Raw genomic sequence first — 22,624 nt, forward strand, 5'->3', positions numbered from 1 at the left:
AGAAAAAATGGATTATTTAAGCGAGGTTTATAGCAATTGATTTGGCTTTAGGTGCTTGAAAGACTTTGGCTTGAATATCTGCTGTCGGTGACAGCAATTCCACACGGGTAACGCCCCCCATATGGAGCGCATCATAAATACCCGAAAGCGCCACAGTTTTACCCAGTTTATAACACTGCTCGACATACTCATTCAGTGCTGTTGTAGCTGTATCGATAATGGCTTTAGAAGACGGCCCTTGTTGTACATGCAGTTTGGCATCAATGGAATAGTCGATAATTGCAGCGGCTTGCACGGTAATATGATCGGTTAACGGCCTGACATCTTCATCATTTAACGCGGTTAACAACGCCTGTTTTATTTCATCATCCGGTGCCATATCGGCTTCATTAGCTAAAGGTCGCCGCAAAAAAGTAATCATCACCTCGCCAGGCTCATCAGAATACACAGAGACATCCGCAATTTGATCATGGGCATTATGCGCATGAGCTAAATAGGCACCCACTGGGCCAGCGGTTGAATAACCTTCAGGCCCTAATTGAATACGACGCCTAAAGTCTTCGTCAGTCTCCATAATCGGTGGTTCTGGTGGTATTTGGCTATCATCACCTGAATCAATCACTTTACGCTTAACGCCGTAATTAGCGCCTAAATGATCTAAATCATTACCCACTGCATATGCCAGCATGACGGCTTTAGCCCGTTCATTAAACTGCTGTCGAATCAGCATTTCACGATAAGCACAGACCTCTAAAATCTTCATCGCAGGATCAGATTCGACCAGTGCCGTAAAACTGCTATCGCGCTTTTGTAAATCGGCCAGCATGGCAGCAAGAATCGCCTCGTAATCGATAGGCTCGATTACATCAGGTGCAGGTAACTGTGATAAATCAATAGCGGTAAATTCGCTCATACAATGATGCCATCCAATGTAATGGGTTTGCCTTCCAGTAAATAAATCCCTTCTAACGCAATCAATAACTCGCCTGGCTCGCCGCGATAAGCCTTAACCTTGTTGACTTTTATGCGTGGTTCCCAACGGATTAAGGCTTCTGCGGTTGCCGCGTAGATTTCCACTAACCACTGACCATTCATAGGGCGGTCCACTAACTCAGGCAAACGGCTACCATAATCACGCCGCATCAGTCGGGTACCGATGCGGGTGGTTAATATATCAGTGATGGATTGGCGGAGGTGATCGAGGTTAGAAAGGGGTTTACCGGTTTTTCTGTTGGTTCCTTGCATAAAAATACTGATATGAGAATTCCCATAACGGTTAATTAATTAGGTACTATCAAGTTGGTTATTGCTTACTTAAAAACACTAATAAGCAAGCACATGTTTAATGCTTATTGCTTTGCATCAAATATACGACATTTGATTTCAATAATTTGAAATATCAGAAAACTAAAGTTGTAAACTAATTCAAGATACATTATAAATGTGTTGCGACAAATATCTAACTAATTAGACTTAAATTTGTTGGTATATATTTAAACAACACTAAAGTACCCAGTAATAAAATGAATATAGGATGTTCAATTATGATCTTAAAAAAAATTCTTCCTATCGCTTTGGTAACAACATTATCTACAGCTGTCTCAGCTGACTCTTGGAGTGAAGATTTTACTAAAGACTTTAAGCCTGAAGTTGCTACATATCTAGCTAAATGGTATGAAGATAATTACAGCAATTATTCTTATATTTATAGAAAATTCTGTTTTTGTCCTGAATCAGGAAAATCATTTACGGTTGACGTAAGGGATAACGAAGTCAAAAAAGTTACCTACACTGATACTAATGAAAAAGTACCAGAATCCTATATGAACACATTTGATACCATTGATGGACTTTTTGCTGATTTAATTAAAGCTAATAAAAGTGCTCACAAAATAAATGTTCAATTTAATGAACGCTTTGGTAACCCAAGTAGTGTTTACATTGACCATGATCCTCGGATTGCAGATGAAGAAACTGCCTATTCTATAGATCAAATTTATGTAATGTTGCCCTAAACAGCTTTTATATCTTTTGGTATAGTGCCTCACTAATGTGTTTACCTTAATTAACTGTACTTATTGCTGAAAACAATAAGTGCTCGGTAGATCGGTTTACGATCAAACACACTTTCGAGGCACTACCAGTTATTGTTTATTCCCCGTGGGCACTGCTGTACCATGCCCTGGCACATCATGGCCATGACCGTTATAAATATCCCGATCGTCTTGCATACTTCGCGTGTGGTCGGTTATATCGCCAGTGGCTTCAATATTTCCATCCACAAACACATCACCCACAATATGCACACCTTGAGGGCTCACTAGTTTGGTATTACCCTCGCCGGTTAGCTCAATAATTAATTCATCATTGCCCCGGTGATAACTAAACCGCGCATGATTTTTAAATAGCCATACCGACTCGTCAGGATCATAGCTAGGGGTTGGGTGTTTGTTTTGATAGACAGCAGGTAACACAAAGCCATTGGCTAGCTCACCACTGGGTGATAACACAATCACTTGTTCACCCACTTCAGGAGCCCACCAACTTTGGTCATTGCCTGCTCTTGTCGTTAACCAAGGTAACCAGCCAGAGGTTAATTGATCGATTTGCACTCTAACACGTGTGCGTTGGTGATCGACTTGATGGATAGTACCTGGCCGAATTAAATTAACTAAAAGCCGGTAAAGCTCATTAACGCGAAACAACTCGGTAGTCATCTTTATGCGGTATTCCTATCTCTGGGGCATCACTGCATAACACCGTTGTTGGTGGGGTACCTTCATCTAGCCAAATAGAATCACCAATATACAAACTCTGCTGCCATGACACTTCCCAAGCTTCATAACCATCGGCATCGGGATTAAATATCGCAGGCCGGCTTTGAATCGTTTTCGGCTCAGATACCTGGCCGGCTAGGCTCCATCTATTTTTATCGTGGTTATTTAAAACCAACATAATTTCTGTAGCAAATTGCCGTATTTCAATATCCACGTTAGGAGTTTGAATGGAGAGCACACACAAGGCAAACCACTCACTATGCAATAAATGGCGACCATCCCATTGCTGTTTTTCAATGGTTAGTTCATGGCTACCTAAATAAATAGCCGGACTTTCTATGCTTTGGCTGGGTGAATAGACTTGGATACGATCAATTTTTTTATCAAAGTGCTGGCCTAAAGTAGCCAGCATTTGAGAATGAAGTATACTTAAATTATTCATTTTTCAGTTAATTTACAACAATATAGTCGTCTATCCCTATTTCATAGCTTATAAAAAATGGAGTATCTGTTTTTTTCTTATGTTCAGTAATTTCTGGACTCGCCTGCTTCGCGGAGAAGGTAACAAAGTAAATTCCTGGCTCCTCTATTTTAACAATAAATGGCATGTTAATAGATGTTGTACCATCAATATCATAATAAGGAATAACGGTTTTTGTAAGTTTAAGGTTTGTTGCTAATCTTGTATACCCAATTCTTTTTATTTTATTAAGTTCTAATTTTTCATTATTATAATCAACTTTTGCTACACCTAAAACACTATCTCCTAAAAATATTCTCACACCATCGTGTTCTGTATTTTTGATAGTAACGACTGCTTTTAAATATTTTTGATCTTGGAGTTCAATTACATCTAAAGACATTGATGAAGAAAGGGCAGCATTGTGACTATTTCCTTTTTTAAGTTTAGTTAATTCATGACTGGTTTTTTCATCATAACGCATTATACCAAGATTAAAAATTAAAGCCCAAATACCTGCTGCTATTATAGAAACAATAATCAGGATGTTTTGGACTATGGAAGAAATAGTTTGTACTTTTTCCAAATTCTGATTTGAAGGCAAAGTTAACTCCTAATAAATAGTTTAAATTTCAAGAGTAACACTATTTCATATATCACTCATTCTTTTATTCGTGATGCAAAACATAGTTCAGCTCTTGTTCTAGTAAGGTAAAAAACCGCTCTTCTGCTTGTTTAATAATTCGTTCAACGACAGGTGTGGCTAGTTGGTCAATCTCCTCGGTTTGATATTCAATAGGGAATCGAGCTTTACCTTTACGTTTAAATACAACCGTATTGCCGTGACTACTTTGGATAGTAAAAGCCCCTTGGCGTAGCGGTTTCCCTCTGACCTTAACTCCAGTGGTGACTTGCTTAGGTTTACCAAAATGGTGTAATCCAATGGGATTCAGGCCTAACCACACCCGTCCTGATTTGCCATCCTTCGCTACCTCGATAAATAACCGCTGATTATTTTTAAAAGCTTTCTGCTTTAATCCCGTGGCTTGACTGAGGGCTTGTAGCAACTGTCGTCTCAGAAACTGAGTGAGTTTACGCACTGCACGACGAATCGCTTTTTGCACGGCTTTACTGTTTTCATCCAAGCCTGCTAGCAATTCATCCAATGGCTCATCCACCTCTAAATACACATTCATTGCCAGACTCGATTGGGTTGGGTATCAGGAGTTTCTGTTAGCACGCATAATGTCATGCCATTATTTTTAGGTAGGCACTTCACCAAGGTATACGGCTGGTTACGGATAAGTAGGATGAGTTGATCAGGCCAACTTTGAGTGACTGTTGTGAATACTTCCAAGGTGGGCTGTTTCTGGTCAGAATCAATATGACCGACTTCTGTATTCGCCACTTGCCAGCGAAAAATACCAGTGACAGTATTTCCATCTGGCAAGGTCACTGGCTCACCCCATAATGCTAATTTCTCCTGGTTTAATGCCTGTTGATATTCACTAAAGCTCATAACACAGTTAACAGTGCAGTGGCATTGGGTCTGACTGGCACAATTAATGGCGCTGATTGCGTCATCACCATTTCTACACTCGGGTCATCCTGCTTCCAGATTTTGGGAAATAACTTCATAGCAATCAAGGCATCTAAATCCATAATCGCCCCAAAGCATTGGGTACCTTGCACTGAACGACTCATTAAATTAACCCCACTTTCTGGAATAAAGGGTTTGCTAATGCCTTTTTCCATGTATTGACGGCTATCGACGTATAAAATAAATCGACCACCACCTAAACTACCGACCTTAATCACTTCATCACTGTTATTTAGTGGTCCACGATCGATAGTGGCATTAGTGCCAGCTACTTGCGTATCTAATTGCTCCAATAATTGTTTATTTTTCCGGAGTGCTTTCCAGACGGATGGACTCATCACCACACCTTCAGCCGGTGCACCACCTTTAGTCATCGACATGGCAACGCTCATGTCTTCTAGGTCATCGATCGGCGTGGCTTTGGGGTCATTCCATTTAACAGAGACGGTTTTAGTTAAACTAGGATCGCGCTGATAATCCACGACGCGTTTAGGGTATTTCTCCCCTTCGACAATCACCCGGCCATGTAAACTCGCTTCTACCGCCATCCACTCTAGCCGGTTGTCGATAGACTCGGCATGCTCCAGCAAGATTTCCATTTTACGGAGGTTACGTCGTTGCTGTGGTGATAATTGGCCATGGTAAGGCTCACCAGGCCGACGCTTTAACATGGCTTGGGGAATAATCGGTTGCTTGGGTTTAATATAAGCCGGTTTAAACGACTTCATTTCGCTGCCTTGTTCTTCCATGACTTGGCCTTCCACCATGGGTGAAACAAAGGGGGCTAAATGACGATCACGAAATAATAGCTCAAACTCAATAGTTTCAGTTTCAAACTCATGAGTAGTGGAATAATAACGGCTTAAATAAAAAGGTAATGGCTTTTTCTTGGTCTCAATGGTTTGGACCAATTGCATCGTATCGGTATAACGTTCCATGGGGTACCTGTTATGTAAAAAGACTAATTAAAAGAATGAATAAGATAAAAAGCAGAAGTGTTGTAAGCAGGCTAAGTAAAACTATCATTTAAAAAATACTAGGAGCTTGTAATAAAATGCCACGCTCTCTTAAGGGCTGAAAAACGGTGTCTGTTGTATGGCCAGGCCCTAATTGTAAAATCGCTGGATTTAAACAAATCGAGGTATACACACCAGCAGTGGTTTCTTTGCTGGTGGTATCCATCGCATAAGGCAATACACAGTCGGGCACTTCACTACCATCGTTAGCATTTTTATCCGATAAACGATATTGGCCTTTATTATCACGCCCTAATACCGAATAGGGTTTTAACTTTTGACCTTTAGCAATGGTCACCGTAACCGTAGTAATCGGCTGATTGCCCGTAATAATAATTGGTTGGGCGGCAATCGAATGATGTTGGCTATCCGCAATCATTAGGCTTTGTCTCCATACACATGATTAAAATCCGCGAGCATTTGGCCAATGGCTGTTTTAGGCGCTTCGGCTTCAGGGGCCGGTTCGCTATCGATATTGGGGTGTGTATCGCTATTCATTACTTGGGTAAAATCAGTTTTAGCTTCGGTAGCCTGTGGAATCGTTTTTAATAATGTAATGGCTTCATCCGCTGACATCACTGTGTTTAACGCCAGTTGTTGTGCTGTCGCTTCGCGGCCTTTAGCTTCATCGCAGTCTAAAATGGTTTGAATTCGCTGGCGTTCTTCAGCTACAGCGGCTTGTTTTTCTGCGTCTAAATTAATGGGGTTTTGCTCCGCTTTAGGGGCGGATTCATGGGTTGCTGTCATAACAGTCCTTAGGGTGGTGGATGAATTAAGGGTTTGAATAAAAGTGGGTAATACTTGATGGGCGGGTAAAACCCGATCAGCTAAGCCAACATCGATAGCCGCTTGACCGGTAAATACTTTGGCTTCAGTATTTTTAATGGTTTCTGTATTTAATTGACGATGACGAGAAACCGTTTCGATAAATAAACCATAAATGTCGTTTATTTCAGATTGCAAGTCGGCTTTGACATTATTAGGTAACGGCTCAAACGGATTACCATCGGCTTTATGGGCACCGGCATGAATTAAGGTGACATTAATTCCCTCTTTAGCCAGCAGTTCACTTTGATCGGTATGGGCGAGTAATACCCCAATACTGCCAACCATCCCGGTACGGGGCAGAATAATTTCATTAGCCGCGGAGGCTAAGGCATACGCCGCACTACAGGCTTGTTCATCCACTAATGCCCAAATCGGTTTATGCTGTCTCGCTTGATAAATCAAATCGGCTAAATCAAAGCAGCCCGAAACACTGCCGCCGGGGCTATTAATATCCAATAAAATACCTTGAATATCCGAGTCATTAATGGCTTCTGCTAATTTTCTCTGAATTCCATCATAGCCTGTCATCCCGCTGTAAGGGTCCAGGTGGCCGTACTTGTGAGTTAAGGTACCGACTACCGGAATAATGGCTATCCCTTGATTGACTTGATAAAGCTTGTGTTCCCGAGGCTCAAATTCAGTGGCAGCTTGCTTTAATTCAATGGCTGATAGCTGATTTTCACCACTAACCAATGACTCAATCACTAAGCGGTCAGATAGAGCGCCGAGCATGACTTGGGCGTAGTTGGGTTCAATCAATAGGGGTTGATTCACGACCATAGAAAGCAGTCGTGGGAATTGCTTGCTCATCATAACGTGGCCAAAAGTATTGATTTAGAGAGGTTTAATGTGCCTGACTCGATAACTGACTTATCCCACCTACTCATTACATGTAACACAATCTTGACATAAAATGACATTACATGTAACATTACCTATAACACGAGACAACAATATGTCTCACCACTTCAACGGACTGAAGCGAATAAATAGAGAGGTAAGTTGTATGTTCCAATTTCTTGATAATGGTTATGTGAAAGTAGGTTTGTTTTGTTTAGCGGTTTTTGTCGCAGTTAAATTTATTTCAAACGCCAGCCTCTTGGGACTGTAAATACAACAGTAAATTAGTTAATGGATTTTAGAGGTATTACATATGACTCATAATAAACTATCAAAAGAGTTTGAGCCTGAAGTAATTTGTCCGCAATGTTCGACTCGTGTACTTAAAATTGATTTTGATATTATTGGTTGTCCTTTATGTAAAAACAAAAGTGAATTTAACAAAGAGGTACCTAATTGGGAACTTGAACCTATGGAGTAAAATAATACAATTCAACTTTAATATAGTGTAGTAGCCGTATGAGTACAGAGAATATGAAGCACCAATATGACATCATTGCCGCCACTTGTTCAGAATGCCAGAGTATTATTAATCGTCATTACTTTGATTTTTTCGGCTGCCATGTATGTGAAGAATTTGAAACAACCAACAAAGAAATTGCTAACAAAAGTGATGTTGTAGACAATTAATGAGCCCATTTTTCTATTGGGCTTTTTTGTTACGATTATTTTGGAAACTTCCCATTTCTTGTTTTTCCCGCAACCGCTGCTCAAACAACTCCTGATAATCCTCGCCCAACATCATCGCCGCTTTTTCATAGGTTAGTAAGCCTAGATTCATCAGTAACTCTATCCGCTTTACTTCTTTTAAGCCATCAATATGGGTTTGGCCTTGCGCGATCCACAGGCAACGACACCAAGCGGATTTGGCTTGATAAAAATTGGGGGAGCCATTCGGTAATTGAATGATGCCTTTATTGACCATTTCTTCTAGCCAAAGCGCATAGAGTTGACTGCAAAACCGGGCGGGAATAATCTCTCTTATCCCTAAAAAGTATTTCCAACTCTCCAACATACTGGCTCGGGCACTGGAATAATTGGTTTTACTGTAATCTTTACTTAACTGCTCAAAGCTTAAGTTCATGCTGGCCGCTAAATGCCGTAGCAAGGTATCCTCAAACTGACTAAAGGCGGCATTAGTGCTAGCCGTTTTCAGCTCTAATTTTTCATTGGGTAATAAATGAGGGATTTTCACCCCATTAAATCGAATATTTTTAGCCTTTTGATGATAACCGGCGACTTGAGCTAAGTAATTGGTAAAGGCATTATTGTGGCCATCATCTACACCACCCAGTGCGGCTAACACCGTCTGACTATCCATTTCGGATTCAATAACAGCCGCATACATGGCATTAACAATGGCATTTTGTAAGGTGGCATCCTGAAATTGTTCCAGCATTTTTAAGCTTTTTAAACTGGACACAAACACATTCACCCCACGGGTTTGGTCGGCTTGTTCTGGCTCAAAAATATGTAGAATTTGCAATCGGCCCCAGCGCTTACGCTTAGCGATTTTTTTCCACTGGTAAGCGTGATGGGTCAAACCGGCTTCTGATTGATGGGCAGAACGAATATGGTAAGCCAAGGCTTGGCCCCGTGGGCCTAATTCCACCCCAGCCCGAAGCCGGTAACTGTCGGGTAATTCATAGGGATTACACAGCCGTTCACTATCAATAAGTTTAATTGCGGTTTGGGCGTTATTTCTGGCCAATTTCCGCCATTCCACACTGGCCAATACTTCGCCTTGATGAGCATGGTGACGAACGCTTTCTCTGGCGAGCATGGTTAAGGTGCGCTTTTCTTCCGCATCAATCCAAGCGTCAGGGTCTTCCGCCCAATCGGTAAAGCGCGCCTCTACGTCTTTAGCCCATTCGTTAGCCACCTTATGATCAATGCCCAACACTTTATAGTTAGGCTTAGCCGATAACCGAAACTGGTGACCAACGATATTATCCACATAGGTTTGTTCAGCTCCGGCGGCATAACCATGGCTGCGCTTAATATCCCGAGCACGGCTGTTACGCAGCTGCCGTTCGGGCAAGTGCTCCATGTCCACTGACAAGGTAGGCGGCTGCCAGTCTTGCAACGTTTCCTGCAACTGTCGACTATAGGTGTGCGCTTGAATGGGGTTTCCCCATTGATCAATGAGTTTTGGCATCAAAAGGTGACCCGAAAAGCGTGGCGGGGTGAGCAGCCATTTAATTCCGCTTCCAAGGATTTAATATAATGCTCCAACTGTTGAGGGGCATGAAAGGTAACGCTATTGCCTTCGCTGTCGCGGACAGTGGCTCGGAGTGAACCCGTTTGTAGCTTATGTAAAGCGGCTTTGGCTTCTTCTAAACGTTGCTGGTGGTTCATCCTAATAAATCCGCTAAGTCTGATAGTTGTAAGGCAGGTGTCGTTGATTGGTTGGGTTGGTTTGAGTGGGTGACTAAACTATTATCATCCCAGTGAGCAGCCCAACCCGGTGGCTGTTGCCAATTAAGCTTGTGGGCATTGAGTTTTAATAAACAGCCCATGTTGTACACCAATAAATCCCAGGCTTCATTGGGTGCCTTATCCACCACCTTACACCAACGGCCTTTAGCATCGCGGGCTTCATTGGTGAGCTCTTCAAAAAAATCTTTCGTGAGCCAGTCGGGGAAGTGAATATAATCCGCGCCGGGTTCATCCCGTTCTAATGCATTACTCACCGTATCTTTAATTAAATTGGTATTGAGTAAATAGAGTGGGATATCCCCTTGAATAAAGGCTTTACGTTGTTGCCGGTTGCGATTATCAGGAAAGGTTTCTTGAATGCGTGGTGCCCCTTCACGGCCGGTGCCTTTAATTAAAATCAAGCGATGGGTTAATTGCTGGCTTTTTAAATACCGATAAAATTCATAGGCCTTATCGGTCACCCCATCTTCACCACCACTGTCACAGGCGACTAATTTAATTTGCATTAAACGACCTGAGTTGTCCGCTAAGGGATAGGTTTTATGGATGACCTGATCAACCAGGCAATGCCAGTCTTCTTTAAAAGCGGCGGGATTTAATGGGTAGGGTTTACCTTTATGGTCTAGCCGCTGGGATTTATCTATCGTGAATCGATCAATGACCCAACCTTCAAATTCTTTTCCCCAGCCAATAACCTGCACAACAAAACGCTTTTGTTTACCACCCTGCACATCAATCGCAGCGGTTAAAAAGCGGACGCCTTCAGGAACGACTTGCTCACCTAAGTTTTCCTGGCGATCCATCAAGGCTTCAGCCGTTCGAAATTCGGTATTGTGTCGATAACGATAGGGTTTACCTAAATCTAGATTGGTCCAGCTTTTTAATTTTTCTTGGCTGCCGGTATGCTCATAATCCTGTTCAGCTAACAGCCCTTGATACACCAGTTGTTGCCAGGTCTGAAAGCCTGCTGCCGGACCTTCTAACCAAAAGGTGGCCATTTTAGAAGAACGGCTTTCACCGTGTTTATGGCCTTTTTTATCCAGCCATTCCCCTTCTTTCAGCCAACGCCCGGTTTGGTTCAGTTTGAATTTTTGCTCAGGGAGGATCACCCCTTGGCAGTGGGGACAACGCATGACTACGGATTCTGAGGCTTTGACTAAGTCTGCTTGTTCCACCCAATGCAGGTGATCAAAAATCGGTTGAAACCATTCTAAGCAAACCGAGTTTGGGCATTGCCAATAATAACGACGCCGGTCGCCCATGTTATACAGGCTTAAAATACCTTGGGTCGGTGGGGATTCATGGGTCGTTGTTGGCTGCCATTTAGGGTCAAGCACTTCCCAGCCGGGCGAGGATTCCACCAGGGTTTTACCCGCACTCATAAAGGTTTGGGTCCGTTTTTTCGCTAGGGTATAAGGATCACCTTCTTCATCCACATTCGCGGGCAAGCGATCATAATCCGTTAAGGCCACATAACGGTAATCCGAGCTGGATAATACATTAATGGTGGGCCAACCAATTTTTAAATAATTTCCCGGTTTAAAAATAATATCGTGGACATTATTGTCATGTCGCCGGCTTGAGCATTGATCACGTAAATTCGGGCTCGCATAAATAGTCCGGCGTATCCTTTTTTTCGAATACTCTTGCGCTTTTTCTTTGGAAAGCTGCACAATCAACATGTCAGCTGGCTCAATCGTAATGACATAGGCCATCCAACCCTCAATCAGGGCATTGGTTTTACCACAACGTGCAGGCCCAACAAATACCACCGATTCATAATCCCGTTGATTGAGGCAATTTAATACCTCCACTAAATAGGGAATAGCATCGGTTGTCCATGGCTGACTGCTACCGGCGGCCCCCGGTATCCATAAGCTTTCTTCAATGGCTTGAGTCACCGTTAATCGTCGTGGTGGTTTAAATAAACACGCCACTTCTTTGCGAATTTGTTCGGCAGAAGCAAAGTTATTTGATTCGGTCGTACAGGGATTGTCGTATACCATCAGTTACCACCTGTACCTGACTCAATGCCTCAGAAGATAATTGGCAATTACGTTCTAGTTGATCCGGTAAGGTTTCAAGTTGTTGATTAACGGTAGACACCACTTGATGTAATTCGCGGCGGACATCTTCCACAGGTACTAGCTTTTTTTCACGTTCAAGTAAGGTCAGTTTTTCATTTTCGGAGCGATACCATTCGTTGCGCTCTCGGGGTGTCATCTGTTCAATGGGCTTTAGGCTATTACTATTGCTGGCTGCATTGAATAACACAGGACCCACGACATCAGAGGCATACACATCATAGCCGCGACGTTTACCCACGGGTTGCACGTTGGCCATTTCCAAACGTTTTGATACCGTTTTACGGCACATACCAAAATACGCGGCCATTTCGCTGATTGACCAGTTCTGAGGTCCCACACTGAGATTGATTCCTAGATAAGAAGGCTTGAAAGGCCTGATTTAGAGGGCCTGAATAATAGCTGATGCTGCGGCGTAGAGAGCCCGATTTTTACGCAAGAACCGCGCTGTAGCGGCGCGGCCCGAATTTAAAGGGCTACAGAAGGACCCATCACTAACATTACAACAACTGTTGTGTAATATTAAATTAATGTTGATGTTCATTTGAGTCATTAAGACCAGTCGCTGAATAATTAAATAAGGAATAAATAAACACAGCCAATAACACGCATTGCATATTAAAACCCTTTAAAAAAAGCCCACCGAAGTGGGCAACATTCCATTCAAATTTAGGCTACTAACCGCTGACTCCATAACTCGTTTAATTCCCTAAGCCCTTTACCCGTAATTAATGCAGTGACCGATTGTTTTAGCCCTTGGCTAGGATGATCAAACTCACTTAATTTAACGTCAAGATAGCCCTTTTCAATCAATCGTTGATAAGGCTCATTAAAATAGGTTACCCATTTAATATCACGTAAGAACTTAAATAGCCGATTACGCCCAGTGCCCATAATCTTAGCAGCTTCTGCTACAGTAATGGCATCATCCGATTGAATGACTTGATCATGAAACTCAGCTTTAGGGGTTAGCACTTCAATTTGTTTAGTTTGCTCTTGCACCTTTTCAAGTGACTGAACTAATAAACCTGCTATTTGCCCAGTATTAGACCAATCAATTTTAGCGACACCATAACTGCCTGTTTTACGGATACTGGGCAGTACTTCATTTGTTACCCATTTCTTGAAAACTTTTGCTTCTGGGCGACGGCTTTTTAGAATGGCTGAGTAGAGTCCTGACTCGTTAATAACCTGTAACTCCTGGTCTCCACCAAGGGTCTGCACAATTGACAGACCCTTTTCATCATCATCTAAATGACGAGTCATTGCACTGGCTTCTGAAAACTTCAAAGCATCAGCAATATCTTTAGCTACAAACCACGGCTCGCCGTCTTTATCGATAACACGAACTGAGGCACCACTAAATTCAAAAGGGATAATATCCATAGCTTACCTATCTTCTTTTTTTATTTATTACAAGACAACAAACAAATATTTTAAAATAAACGATCAAGACCGAAGAGTTACATTAAAATATTCGGCAACTAAATTTGAACATGTAAGAGTAAATATCAATCCTGAAGTTAATGAAAGATAAAAGCAGTCTCGAATAAAGCACAACCAAAGATTTGGTTTTAACCAGGATAGAAGGTGAAAAACAAGTGCAGGCACTATTAATTGTAAGTCTTTTAATATTATAGATACAAACAAAAAAGAAAGCCCATAAACTTGTTTGTTTTCATATCTTGAGATTGAATAAATCCCTGAAGAAAAGCCCAATATAAGAGCCACGACTACTGCAAACACTACATACTTCACAAGATCAGTTCTAATGATTTTTTTTGCTGTCGTTCCAAAAAACAGTTTCTTAAAAAACCATACCCCGTAGGCTTCGAATATGAATATTATAATTACTAATATGCCTGCCACTTAGTTACCTTATAGAGTTTATTGATTTCGAGACACAACATTAGATTACTTCATATGTATTAAAATACTATTCACAACATCATTGTAGATTACAATAAGTATATAAACCAAACTTAAAAGGCTGGATAGAATTAGTAGCTTACTGTTCTTTATCTACAGAAGGCGTGCCACCGTACATTTCACGATAAAATAATTCAGTCTCCCGCTTATCCCGCCGATGCTTGTACACCCAATTAACAACAACGGTAATCGTGGTCAAAATAATACCGATAATCACACCCCAGTCTTTAAGTGTTAGACCTGCAATAACAGTCCCTGCACTGGCGACATATGGGGCGTTTGATATGATTTTTTCAGTTACCATCGGGCTAACCATTATCGTTGTCGAGCAACACCTTTTAATTTTTCGGCAGTTCGTTGAGCACCAAGACCCAAGAGGGTAAAGACAAGTGTCATTAATTCACTGGTTTCAATTGTTGGTAGCATGGCTACCACATCAGGGCGATTGGCTAGGGATAAACCAATCACGATAAAATCACGCAGTATCCAAGCATAAGCCAACAACCCAACACATAACCAACCCAATCCAGGCCGCCAACCTGAAACCCATAATGATGGATGCTTAGCTTCTTCTAAATTGGTAAATGCTTGAAGTAAATGCGGTTGGTTGAGTGTTTCTTGAAGCTTTTGCTTAGCAGCTAAGCGTTCTTCGTCTGAAGTGAATAAGCTATCCAAGCCAGACACAATAGTGTTAGCTATATTATCAATTGAGATCAATTTCATGGGAATAAAAAAACCAAGACTGGTTAGCCTTGGCTTAATTTGGAGTGGAATCAGATTGTAATCAGTTTTAAAGGCCTAGCTGCTCGCGTAGTTCTTTATTCTCTTGTTTCAACTCTTTCACTGCTTCGATTAAAACGCCAACAAGTCCAGCATAGTTAACCTGTTTAAGTGTTACTTCAGTACCATTCTTATCTGTGACTTTGGTATCATGAACCAGCTCAGGAAATACTTTTTCTACATCTTGGGCAATCACGCCTATGTCTTTTTTATTATCTTTCTTCCACACAAAAGATACACCTTTTAATTTGGATACCTTTTCTAAAGAGTTATCTATTCGTACAGGATTTTCCTTTAGTCTTATATCGCTAAATCGTACGACACAGTTTTTGGTATTACAAGTTGCATAAGCATTTGAAATAGATGCAACTGAAACTAAAAAAGCTAATGCAATTAGTTTTTTCATTTTAGTTCGTCCATACTGCGTTGAATCGTATTACTGTTAAAACAAGTAATGTAGAAGTATTATAACCAATGAAGGTTAATTAATATAAACTTTCTTAGCGCTTCTCTTTGTTCTTCTGTTAACACTGCATAGTTGATTTGTATTGGCTCATTATTTTCACTACCACTGCTTTCCAAGGTGCTTTCATTTTTATAGTCTACCTTGCTTATTGTTGTTTTAATACTTGATGTACTGTGGTTATATGCATGAGAAACAGCTGAAATTGAATACAATATTACAATGATACATATTTTTTTCATATTGGTTCACCCGTACTTTATTTACACCTTATGTTACAATTAAGTATCACTTTAAAGAGAAATCAAAGTATAGTGAATTTTTGTAACAAACTGTATCTAAAAGCTGTTTATCAACACCTATGAAAAACCATTTTTTGTGGTAATTTTTTGGTGCTATATCCAAAACTAGATCAGTATAAGCAATTAGTTGTTAGCACACTTTACTGAATTATCCTCATCCACCTTTTAATATTGAAATTAGGACAGTTCTTACCCGAATCTAAATCACAATGCCCAACCACTTCAGCATCAGGGTATTTAATGTGCCAGTCGATAATCACTTTATCTAAACTATCAAGCTGAGCATCAGTAAACTGATCTCTACCTACCAAACAAACACCCAAGCTATGACTATTGTGACCTTTAACATGCGCCCCGACCCAATATTCAGGCCGACCATTTTCGATAGTACCATCTCGTTTAATTACTTTATGATACCCAATACCTGACCAGCCTCTTTCAAGGTGCCATAGGTGAATATCTTTGGCGGAGATATCTAGGTTGTTAGGAGAGTCTGAGCAGTGGACGACGAGTTTGGTGATGTTCATTGTTCGGAAAATACTTAATGGTTAATGGCTATGTTTTACAAAGAGGTAATCGTGTAGCCTGTTATAACATTTTGACTGGAATAAGGTTTATTATGAAGAAACAGGCAATATCAATAGCTTTGATGACTCTGTTGTTCGGTTGTACTGCTTCTGCGCCAAGCTTAAATGCATTTATCAATGACTTTTATGATTCAAACTTGGTTACTACGTTTGGAATCCTTGAAGATGACGCCGTCAAAGCTTATGTGAGTGATGATCTAAGGGTACTATTTTCAAAGGCTAGAGAAGTACAAGATACTTTTGCTACAAAACATCCAGATTTAAAACCAAGACTGGTTGATACGCTGCTTTTTACAAGTGTACCGCATGATCAACCTACAAAACGCACTATTCAAGATATTAAGGAAGTAAATGGCATCTATAAAGTAACTGTTAGTTTTGATGCAATAGAAGGCAATGATAGGTGTGCTGATAAACTTTTTATAAGTAGCAATGATGACTTATTTGAAATTGCAGACATTGAACTTGGTTGCTATGAATCTAAGAAATTATCAACACTACTTTCTGAGTCTATTAAGGATCACCAGAAGTAAAGTCATAAACGAAAAAAGCCCCGTCATCTGACAGGGCTTCTTGAATTGAGTGCTGTTGACATAAAAATAACAGCTTACCTAAAGGGTACTTTCTGGGTAATCAATTGTCAACACCTAAATTTAAAAAAATTCAAAAAAAGTTTATGCCGCTTCTTGCTCAAGTGCATGACGTTCTTTTTCGCACAAGACGGACACCGGACTTAATGCTTTACCACAGTAATCATCTAAAAAACTTTGCATTGTGGAATAAACGTCACCCCAGTCACGCGTAAAGTTTTGCTTTTTCACATCAAGCAACTCAGCCTTTTTAGCCGCAGGTATAAACTCACCTTTCCATTGCTGTTCTTTTCGATCTTCAATCGCCACATTACATAAAGAGATTAACCGAGCACACTTTATACGACTGTTAATGATCTTATCGCCATGCTTTTGTATAACCACTTTATAAAGCCGGTCAGCGATCCTTGATTTTAATTTTTCAGTTCGTAAGTGATCAGGGGCATAACAAAACATTCCCCATTCTTTTATTGGCTGAGGTAGCTTTGCCACGATATCTTGTACCTTACCTGCTTCCACATTCTTTGCGATACGACCTAAGTTCGTTCTAAAACCAGAGGGCGTTTTACCTACTCGACTTTCGATATCAAGAAAAGCATCATGCCAGGCGACTTTTGCACTATACCATTTCATTGATGGTTACCTCTTTTCTCTTTTTGTTGCTTCGGGTCATTAAACACTTATGCTATTTTTTTATTTTCAGTTAGCATTAAGTAATCTTGAATCTGTTGCTTAGCGGCTTCTATTCCACGACACAAGACGGCTAGGTAACCTTGATCAGCTAATCGGTTTAACCATTCTTTTTGATTGGCTGACACTTGTGTCTTAGCGGGTGGACTGGCTTTAAACTCAATGACCAAACCATGGTAACCACCACGGGGCATCATGATAAAAATATCAGGTACCCCAGCCTTAACCCCTTGCTGTTTTAATTTGTTTGCCACTGCCACATGTCGATGGCCACCATTAGGCACATGAAAGGCATGACGATAAACATCAGGGTAGTTGCCATGTAACCAACGAAATAAATCGGCTTGTTCTTTTCCTTCGATATCACGCATCACCAAGCCTCCATTTACTTGCATCAAAAATGTAAACAGCTGGCTTTGCGCGAGGGGCGTGATCAAGGTATTTTTTATAAGCATCCAAAGCCTGCATACCAAAATCACAATCACAGCCTTTTGCTAGTTGTTCTCGATATTCATTTATATCAAGGGCTCGCTCAGTTGCATCGCAATCAAGCAGACTATATAAGGCATCGGCCAGGTATCCTGCTACATGGTTAGCTGCATCAAGTTGAACTATTAACTTTGCTATAGCCTTTTCTAATGCTTCTGTGTTATTTGTTTCCATTCTCACTCTCCACACATACCACACTTGCCTCTCTTCAGCCCCTCAGCCGTTTTTCTCACTGCCAGGGCTATTTCTCTACTGCCATGTTCTAAACTGTCTTCTAGCTGCTCTGCGAGCCTCTCAAAGCGTTTTGCCATGGCAATCAAGTTGGTCGTTCGTTTTTTGCTTTTCATTGTTGTTATTCTCCATTCGTTATTTCGGGTTTTACGTACTTTTGACAACCTTGTCTTTAATCTGCTTTTACTTTGTCAAAACTAAGAATCTATAAACTATTGATATATAATATAAAAAATAATAATAAATATAATAATGACAATAATGACAATAATGACAAGGGGGTACTTAAACCCTATTTATTAGATTGTTTTTAAGGCCCTGCTGCGTAATTGTCATAATTGTCATAACTCCATTTTCCCTTTATTTTTCAGCCACTTGTTTTGACACGTTAATTGGCATAATTGTCTTTATTGTTATTATTCAGCTTGCATGGCAACAAATGCATGACGAGGGCGACCAGCAATACCTTCTACACGGCCATACTTAATTAACTCAGCCGCAATGAGTGTATCCCTGATTTCCATCCTGACTTTTTTAGACCACTTAGAGAAGACACCGCGATTAAATTCGCGTTCAGTAATGCCTTTATTACCTGCGCATCGAAAAGCTTCTAATATTTCGTTGTAGTTCTTTTGATATTCACTATCCGCCATTCGGTTTTGGGCAGCAAATCGAGTAACATTAATACTATACGACACAAAGTCCATTGCCCACTTTACATCATCTAATTGGATATATCTAGATTTAGGGTTATTACTGAGCGCTCTGATGGAAGCTAGTTTACTCACATGTTCAAAAGCACGCGAAAAAAGTGCACGGTCAACTTCATTGCCTTGTTTTAATGCTGAGTGAATGATATCACGGTTATAGTGGTCCACTAATTCTTTCGCGGGCTTATCAAATAACAAGCGAATCGGTTTGTCTGGTGACAGTCCCACTAAATTACCATCGTCACCAGATAAGTTACTGACCTCTTTCCACCATTCTTTTAATTCTTCTGGTGCTTTAATGTCGATTTGTTGGAATTCATTATCGGCTGGATATTCATCGCTGGTTTGGGTGATTAACATCCGACTCACAAATCCAGACAACACATTTTTGGATTCTAAGGCTCGCCAGAATTCTTCAGTGGCGGAAGAACCATATAAAAACACATGGGGATACTCAATATCCTGGCGTGGCTTATTTTTTTGATCCGCGTATTCTGTACCTATAAAGATAGAAGCTGCACTGGTATACAACTGCATTAAGTTGGTAATGATCTGTGCTTCATGGTTGGAAGCATTCGTATGCATGACCGACTGAAGGAGCAGCCCCATTTCATCAATAGGAAATAATACGTTCGGATTGTTTTTAACGCGCGATAATAAGCCTTGACCACTCGCCACCCGTTCACCACCTAAGTAATCGGTTAGCTGTAAATCATGCAGAATTTTTTTAAGGGCTTTACGGGGATGATCTTTACCTGAACCCGTTGGCCCCAGACACACAATATACTCATTCAGTCGTAAGCCTGTGGGTGTGCAAAACTTTCGATTAGTCAGTAAACCCACCAACATAATGGCTGCACATAACGAAAAGACCGGTTGTACTTTGGTAGCCGTGCGATTGATTAAATCGGATACCAAGCCCAACATTCCCCCCACAGTTAATAAATGACTAGGAAATTGGGGCTGATGGTGTTCTTGCTTAAAAATCTTCTCATCAGGAATGGTTAATTGCTCCTGTTGCTTTTTAAGTAAGTTATCCACCAAGTTACTTTTGACCGGTTGTTGATTACCAGGCCAGCCACTTTCTTTGGCTCTATAAAAAAGTGTTTCTAACTGAATTTCATTGGGTCGGTTGCCAAAGCTTTTCCATTTAGCCGGCATCTCCTTTATAGCCTTAGCGTCATAATTACTGGCTTGACTAGACCACTGCTGCCATAGACTGAAACCGGTTTCATCATTATTTAAGTTATAAAGTGCCATGCCCACTTTGACCCAATCTTCATAAGGGGTGGGGTCAATGTATTGCAAGGCATCGCACACATCCCGAAGCGTTGCCAGTGGTAAAGTCGATGCTCTATTTTTAGGAATGGTTGGCGCTTCTGGCTCGGGTGCTTTAGGAATAAGACCAGAGGCTTCTATTAGTTTTTCAACACTAATAAAAGTCCCCTCATAAAATTCGGTGAAGACTTGGTCTTTACGTTCAGGATGGCAAGCCGGTAACCAAAACGCACGGCTCATGTCTTTACAGCTGGTATCGATATTATTTGAATCACCACCTAATGTGTAAAAAGCACCAGTCCAAACGGCTTCCCATTCAAAAGGCTTAATCGGGCGGTCTAATGGAATCACTAAACGCCACTTCGGCCAGTCGTCTTGATGACTATAAGTGGAATAACACGCCCAGGCATAACCCTCTAATTCAAAAGCGACATCATCAGGTAATGCTGGTGAATTAGACCTTTCTTTACCTATTTTATTGTCGTAGTCAAAAACAATAAACTGCGCGCTAATGGCATTCGCCAAACAACGGTGATTGTCTTTAAAAATAGTCGGACAAAATAACGGACCTTCTTTTAACGGTCTGACTTGGTGATTCGATAAATAGTGCTTATAAAAGTCTGGCCAGGAGTTTTCCGAGCACAGGCAGCCCTTAGCCTCATGTGAGGCGGGCAATAAGGTAAATTGCATTACCCTACCTCCTAATATCATCATTTACTTATTACTTCGATGTAAAAAAGAATTTAGAAATTAATCAAGACTTAGTGATAAAGCATCTATCTCTTAACGGGGTTATCAACTGTTTGGCTGATTAGCCGTTCTTTTTTTGCATTCTAGATATATATCCATATGCTCACTATTATCCATTTCAGCCATTCTTACTCTCGATAGTTTATCCATGGACTTCATGTACTTAAATTGCTCGATTTTAGATTGATACCACTCTTTACGTTCTTTAGGCGAAAATTCATCTAATTTATACCCCGTATCTGGGTGAAAGTAAGGGCCTTTATATTCTTTAATTTCTTGTAAAACTTTACTTTTTTGCCTGATATATTTTAACCGCCAGATTTCAGCACTCAATTCAGCATCCAATTCTTTTGGAGTCATGCCACTAAAATTTTTTTCTGGTACCATCAGTCAGTTTCCTTTTAAGTTTAGGTATCTAAATAAGTACAATTCCTGTCCTACAACACTCCAATTCGGTACTACTGACTCCGTATCTCTGACTGGGGAGTAGTGACATCCCAACCCCACTCAGATATAGTTATTGCTCAACCAAGGGATGTGATGAGCTAAATAGCCGAGCTAGCTTGATAGCTCTCCCCATCTCCTTTGTTGTTTCGGGTTTAGCCGGGCTTCTCTTGGGAGGTTCCGGCTTTTTATTACTATGAGTTACAAGATACACAAAGATTACTAAGTAAGTCAATAGTTACGATAAAGTTTTCTTTTGATTACTTTCTACTTCTTTTGAAAGAGATGGTACGCTTACTATATGAGCGAGAAAAAAAGCGAGCTGAAAGATAGAATTAAATCGGTTAGAAAGTTCCGGCTTTTCACACAAGAAGAGTTAGGGCAGAAGCTTGGTGTTACAAAGTCAGCTGTTGCCGCATGGGAAACTGGTAGAAACTCTCCAGCTCCATTAATGCTAAAAGAGCTTAGTAAGCTCCTAAATTGCTCTTTAGAATGGCTATCATCAGATGAAAGTGAAATTACTGGTCAATGGGCTGAACGAATAAAAGTAGAGCACCCAGACAAAGTAGATAATGAGAACTATGACCGTAATAGAATCATGGAAGATGTAAGTTATGTTGCAACTAATATTACTCGGCTTGGACTTGAGGATAAGCTCACTCAGTCCGATATGAAACTGCTCAAATCAATTATTGATATTATTGAAGAGCGTGAAGAAATTAATAATACATCCAAGTAAGTAACCCTCCTTAACTCATTCCCCTCCTATCCTTATAGATATTTTTAATCAGCTCTCCCTTGATGGTAAATTTTTTATACTTGAAAGTAATCAATGATTACTTAAGAATACTAAGTACACAGCATTAGCGAGAGTTACAAAATGGACGGTAACGTAATCTCAGAAGGACACTGGCAAGCGAACCTGAACAATCCGCATCTTGCCCCACGGGAAACGTTGTACTGCTTCGGTCTCCTAGCGGGTAAGTCTGACAAGCAGATCGCCCGCGATTGTGAAGTCTCACCGGGCACAGTGACGCAACGAATAAAAACTGTACATTACAAGCTACAGACCCACAACCGGGCACATTTAGTAGCTGAGTTAATTAGGCTAAAAGTGGTTACCCCACTAATGATGGTATTAGCTGCGATTACTCTACCGGAAGTACCACTCCTGGCCCAAGACGACGACCCGAATCAACCGCGCCAGGTACGCATTACTCAACGACCTGTTCGACGGAATGATGACTTAACAACATTATATGTATAAGGAGCCACAC

The 22,624-nt window shown here is 40.8% G+C and carries 33 protein-coding genes; 6 read left to right on the top strand and 27 right to left on the bottom strand.

Annotation, left to right across the window (positions count from 1 at the left end):
* Positions 1-16: 16 nt before the first annotated feature.
* Together OQE68_RS16660 and OQE68_RS16665 are read right to left on the bottom strand one after the other, a co-directional pair.
* Positions 17-913, bottom strand: a complete 897-nt coding sequence (locus tag OQE68_RS16660; RefSeq protein ID WP_266195710.1) for a baseplate assembly protein — start codon at positions 911-913, stop codon at positions 17-19.
* A complete protein-coding gene (locus OQE68_RS16665) occupies positions 910-1,245 on the bottom strand; it encodes a GPW/gp25 family protein (protein ID WP_266195711.1) in 336 nt (111 codons plus the stop codon). Before OQE68_RS16665 ends, OQE68_RS16660 begins: the two co-directional genes overlap by 4 nt.
* A 299-nt stretch (positions 1,246-1,544) precedes the next feature.
* Between OQE68_RS16665 and OQE68_RS16670 the strand changes: the two genes are divergently transcribed.
* Positions 1,545-2,015, top strand: a complete 471-nt coding sequence (locus OQE68_RS16670; RefSeq protein ID WP_180571874.1) for a DUF6174 domain-containing protein — start codon at positions 1,545-1,547, stop codon at positions 2,013-2,015.
* Positions 2,016-2,144: 129 nt separating this feature from the next.
* Here OQE68_RS16670 and OQE68_RS16675 read toward each other — a convergent pair whose 3' ends face one another.
* The 8 genes from OQE68_RS16675 to OQE68_RS16710 all read right to left on the bottom strand — a co-directional run bounded on the left by OQE68_RS16675 (position 2,145) and on the right by OQE68_RS16710 (position 7,494).
* Positions 2,145-2,717, bottom strand: a complete 573-nt coding sequence (locus tag OQE68_RS16675) for a phage baseplate assembly protein V (protein ID WP_180571875.1) — start codon at positions 2,715-2,717, stop codon at positions 2,145-2,147.
* Positions 2,692-3,219 (bottom strand): hypothetical protein, encoded by a 528-nt coding sequence (locus tag OQE68_RS16680; protein ID WP_266195712.1) that lies wholly within the window; start codon positions 3,217-3,219, stop codon positions 2,692-2,694. The genes OQE68_RS16675 and OQE68_RS16680 overlap by 26 nt, the downstream gene beginning before the upstream one ends.
* Before the next feature lie 7 nt (positions 3,220-3,226).
* Positions 3,227-3,841: a hypothetical protein gene (locus OQE68_RS16685; RefSeq protein WP_180571872.1), complete on the bottom strand. Its 615-nt coding sequence runs from the start codon at positions 3,839-3,841 to the stop codon at positions 3,227-3,229.
* A gap of 64 nt (positions 3,842-3,905) precedes the next feature.
* Entirely contained in the window at positions 3,906-4,433 is a 528-nt protein-coding gene (locus OQE68_RS16690) for a phage tail protein (RefSeq protein ID WP_180571871.1), read from the bottom strand.
* On the bottom strand, positions 4,430-4,756 hold the full coding sequence (locus tag OQE68_RS16695) for a hypothetical protein (protein WP_180571870.1): 327 nt from the start codon (positions 4,754-4,756) through the stop codon (positions 4,430-4,432). Before OQE68_RS16695 ends, OQE68_RS16690 begins: the two co-directional genes overlap by 4 nt.
* Positions 4,753-5,775 carry a major capsid protein gene (locus tag OQE68_RS16700; protein ID WP_266195713.1) on the bottom strand — a complete coding sequence of 341 codons (1,023 nt, stop codon included), beginning with the start codon at positions 5,773-5,775 and terminating at the stop codon, positions 4,753-4,755. The genes OQE68_RS16695 and OQE68_RS16700 overlap by 4 nt, the downstream gene beginning before the upstream one ends.
* Positions 5,776-5,863: 88 nt before the next feature.
* The gene (locus tag OQE68_RS16705) at positions 5,864-6,232 is read right to left on the bottom strand and encodes a head decoration protein (RefSeq protein WP_180572074.1); all 369 of its coding nucleotides are present in this window, start codon (positions 6,230-6,232) and stop codon (positions 5,864-5,866) included.
* Positions 6,232-7,494, bottom strand: coding sequence for a S49 family peptidase (locus tag OQE68_RS16710; protein ID WP_266195714.1), 1,263 nt, complete (start codon positions 7,492-7,494; stop codon positions 6,232-6,234). The genes OQE68_RS16705 and OQE68_RS16710 overlap by 1 nt, the downstream gene beginning before the upstream one ends.
* Positions 7,495-7,834: 340 nt before the next feature.
* Here OQE68_RS16710 and OQE68_RS16715 point away from each other — a divergent pair, with 340 nt between their 5' ends.
* Complete coding sequence (locus OQE68_RS16715) at positions 7,835-8,002, top strand: hypothetical protein (RefSeq protein WP_180571922.1); 168 nt, start codon at positions 7,835-7,837, stop codon at positions 8,000-8,002.
* Between the two features lie 38 nt (positions 8,003-8,040).
* Positions 8,041-8,211 (top strand): hypothetical protein, encoded by a 171-nt coding sequence (locus OQE68_RS16720; RefSeq protein ID WP_180571921.1) that lies wholly within the window; start codon positions 8,041-8,043, stop codon positions 8,209-8,211.
* Positions 8,212-8,224: 13 nt separating this feature from the next.
* Here OQE68_RS16720 and OQE68_RS16725 read toward each other — a convergent pair whose 3' ends face one another.
* From OQE68_RS16725 to OQE68_RS16775, 11 genes are all read right to left on the bottom strand, one after another.
* A complete protein-coding gene (locus OQE68_RS16725; RefSeq protein ID WP_266195715.1) occupies positions 8,225-9,739 on the bottom strand; it encodes a phage portal protein in 1,515 nt (504 codons plus the stop codon).
* Entirely contained in the window at positions 9,739-9,939 is a 201-nt protein-coding gene (gene gpW, locus OQE68_RS16730) for a gpW family head-tail joining protein (RefSeq protein WP_266195716.1), read from the bottom strand. The genes OQE68_RS16725 and gpW overlap by 1 nt, the downstream gene beginning before the upstream one ends.
* On the bottom strand, positions 9,936-12,026 hold the full coding sequence (locus OQE68_RS16735; protein WP_266195717.1) for a phage terminase large subunit family protein: 2,091 nt from the start codon (positions 12,024-12,026) through the stop codon (positions 9,936-9,938). The genes gpW and OQE68_RS16735 overlap by 4 nt, the downstream gene beginning before the upstream one ends.
* Positions 11,989-12,444, bottom strand: coding sequence for a DUF1441 family protein (locus OQE68_RS16740; protein WP_266195718.1), 456 nt, complete (start codon positions 12,442-12,444; stop codon positions 11,989-11,991). Before OQE68_RS16740 ends, OQE68_RS16735 begins: the two co-directional genes overlap by 38 nt.
* A 329-nt stretch (positions 12,445-12,773) precedes the next feature.
* Positions 12,774-13,490, bottom strand: a complete 717-nt coding sequence (locus OQE68_RS16745; protein ID WP_266195719.1) for a phage antirepressor — start codon at positions 13,488-13,490, stop codon at positions 12,774-12,776.
* Between the two features lie 63 nt (positions 13,491-13,553).
* On the bottom strand, positions 13,554-13,973 hold the full coding sequence (locus tag OQE68_RS16750; RefSeq protein WP_180572031.1) for a hypothetical protein: 420 nt from the start codon (positions 13,971-13,973) through the stop codon (positions 13,554-13,556).
* 139 nt (positions 13,974-14,112) lie between these two features.
* Positions 14,113-14,337 carry an HP1 family phage holin gene (locus OQE68_RS16755; protein ID WP_266195720.1) on the bottom strand — a complete coding sequence of 75 codons (225 nt, stop codon included), beginning with the start codon at positions 14,335-14,337 and terminating at the stop codon, positions 14,113-14,115.
* Positions 14,338-14,348: 11 nt separating this feature from the next.
* The gene (locus OQE68_RS16760) at positions 14,349-14,756 is read right to left on the bottom strand and encodes a 3TM-type holin (RefSeq protein ID WP_266195500.1); all 408 of its coding nucleotides are present in this window, start codon (positions 14,754-14,756) and stop codon (positions 14,349-14,351) included.
* 67 nt (positions 14,757-14,823) lie between these two features.
* The gene (locus OQE68_RS16765; protein WP_266195721.1) at positions 14,824-15,219 is read right to left on the bottom strand and encodes a tail fiber domain-containing protein; all 396 of its coding nucleotides are present in this window, start codon (positions 15,217-15,219) and stop codon (positions 14,824-14,826) included.
* 59 nt (positions 15,220-15,278) lie between these two features.
* Positions 15,279-15,518 carry a hypothetical protein gene (locus OQE68_RS16770; RefSeq protein ID WP_180572069.1) on the bottom strand — a complete coding sequence of 80 codons (240 nt, stop codon included), beginning with the start codon at positions 15,516-15,518 and terminating at the stop codon, positions 15,279-15,281.
* Between the two features lie 200 nt (positions 15,519-15,718).
* Complete coding sequence (locus OQE68_RS16775; protein WP_266195722.1) at positions 15,719-16,105, bottom strand: N-acetylmuramoyl-L-alanine amidase; 387 nt, start codon at positions 16,103-16,105, stop codon at positions 15,719-15,721.
* 92 nt (positions 16,106-16,197) lie between these two features.
* Here OQE68_RS16775 and OQE68_RS16780 point away from each other — a divergent pair, with 92 nt between their 5' ends.
* Positions 16,198-16,698: a hypothetical protein gene (locus OQE68_RS16780; protein ID WP_180572164.1), complete on the top strand. Its 501-nt coding sequence runs from the start codon at positions 16,198-16,200 to the stop codon at positions 16,696-16,698.
* 141 nt (positions 16,699-16,839) lie between these two features.
* Here the strand turns inward: OQE68_RS16780 and OQE68_RS16785 are convergent, their stop codons facing one another.
* The 6 genes from OQE68_RS16785 to OQE68_RS16810 form a co-directional block, all read right to left on the bottom strand.
* Positions 16,840-17,388 (bottom strand): bacteriophage antitermination protein Q, encoded by a 549-nt coding sequence (locus tag OQE68_RS16785; protein ID WP_266195723.1) that lies wholly within the window; start codon positions 17,386-17,388, stop codon positions 16,840-16,842.
* 47 nt (positions 17,389-17,435) lie between these two features.
* Entirely contained in the window at positions 17,436-17,816 is a 381-nt protein-coding gene (locus OQE68_RS16790) for a VRR-NUC domain-containing protein (protein WP_180572264.1), read from the bottom strand.
* Positions 17,809-18,108, bottom strand: a complete 300-nt coding sequence (locus OQE68_RS16795; RefSeq protein WP_180572208.1) for a hypothetical protein — start codon at positions 18,106-18,108, stop codon at positions 17,809-17,811. The genes OQE68_RS16790 and OQE68_RS16795 overlap by 8 nt, the downstream gene beginning before the upstream one ends.
* Before the next feature lie 2 nt (positions 18,109-18,110).
* Positions 18,111-18,281: a hypothetical protein gene (locus OQE68_RS16800; protein ID WP_266195724.1), complete on the bottom strand. Its 171-nt coding sequence runs from the start codon at positions 18,279-18,281 to the stop codon at positions 18,111-18,113.
* A 300-nt stretch (positions 18,282-18,581) separates the two neighbouring features.
* Positions 18,582-20,843 (bottom strand): PriCT-2 domain-containing protein, encoded by a 2,262-nt coding sequence (locus tag OQE68_RS16805; RefSeq protein WP_180571753.1) that lies wholly within the window; start codon positions 20,841-20,843, stop codon positions 18,582-18,584.
* A gap of 105 nt (positions 20,844-20,948) precedes the next feature.
* Positions 20,949-21,290, bottom strand: coding sequence for a hypothetical protein (locus tag OQE68_RS16810; protein ID WP_180571752.1), 342 nt, complete (start codon positions 21,288-21,290; stop codon positions 20,949-20,951).
* A 358-nt stretch (positions 21,291-21,648) separates the two neighbouring features.
* Here OQE68_RS16810 and OQE68_RS16815 point away from each other — a divergent pair, with 358 nt between their 5' ends.
* Together OQE68_RS16815 and OQE68_RS16820 are read left to right on the top strand one after the other, a co-directional pair.
* Positions 21,649-22,086 (top strand): helix-turn-helix domain-containing protein, encoded by a 438-nt coding sequence (locus OQE68_RS16815; protein ID WP_180572111.1) that lies wholly within the window; start codon positions 21,649-21,651, stop codon positions 22,084-22,086.
* Between the two features lie 141 nt (positions 22,087-22,227).
* On the top strand, positions 22,228-22,614 hold the full coding sequence (locus OQE68_RS16820; RefSeq protein WP_266195725.1) for a helix-turn-helix transcriptional regulator: 387 nt from the start codon (positions 22,228-22,230) through the stop codon (positions 22,612-22,614).
* Positions 22,615-22,624 lie beyond the last annotated feature (10 nt).

Origin of the sequence: Spartinivicinus marinus (assembly GCF_026309355.1) — a bacterium.
Classification (GTDB): Bacteria; Pseudomonadota; Gammaproteobacteria; order Pseudomonadales; family Zooshikellaceae; genus Spartinivicinus; species Spartinivicinus marinus.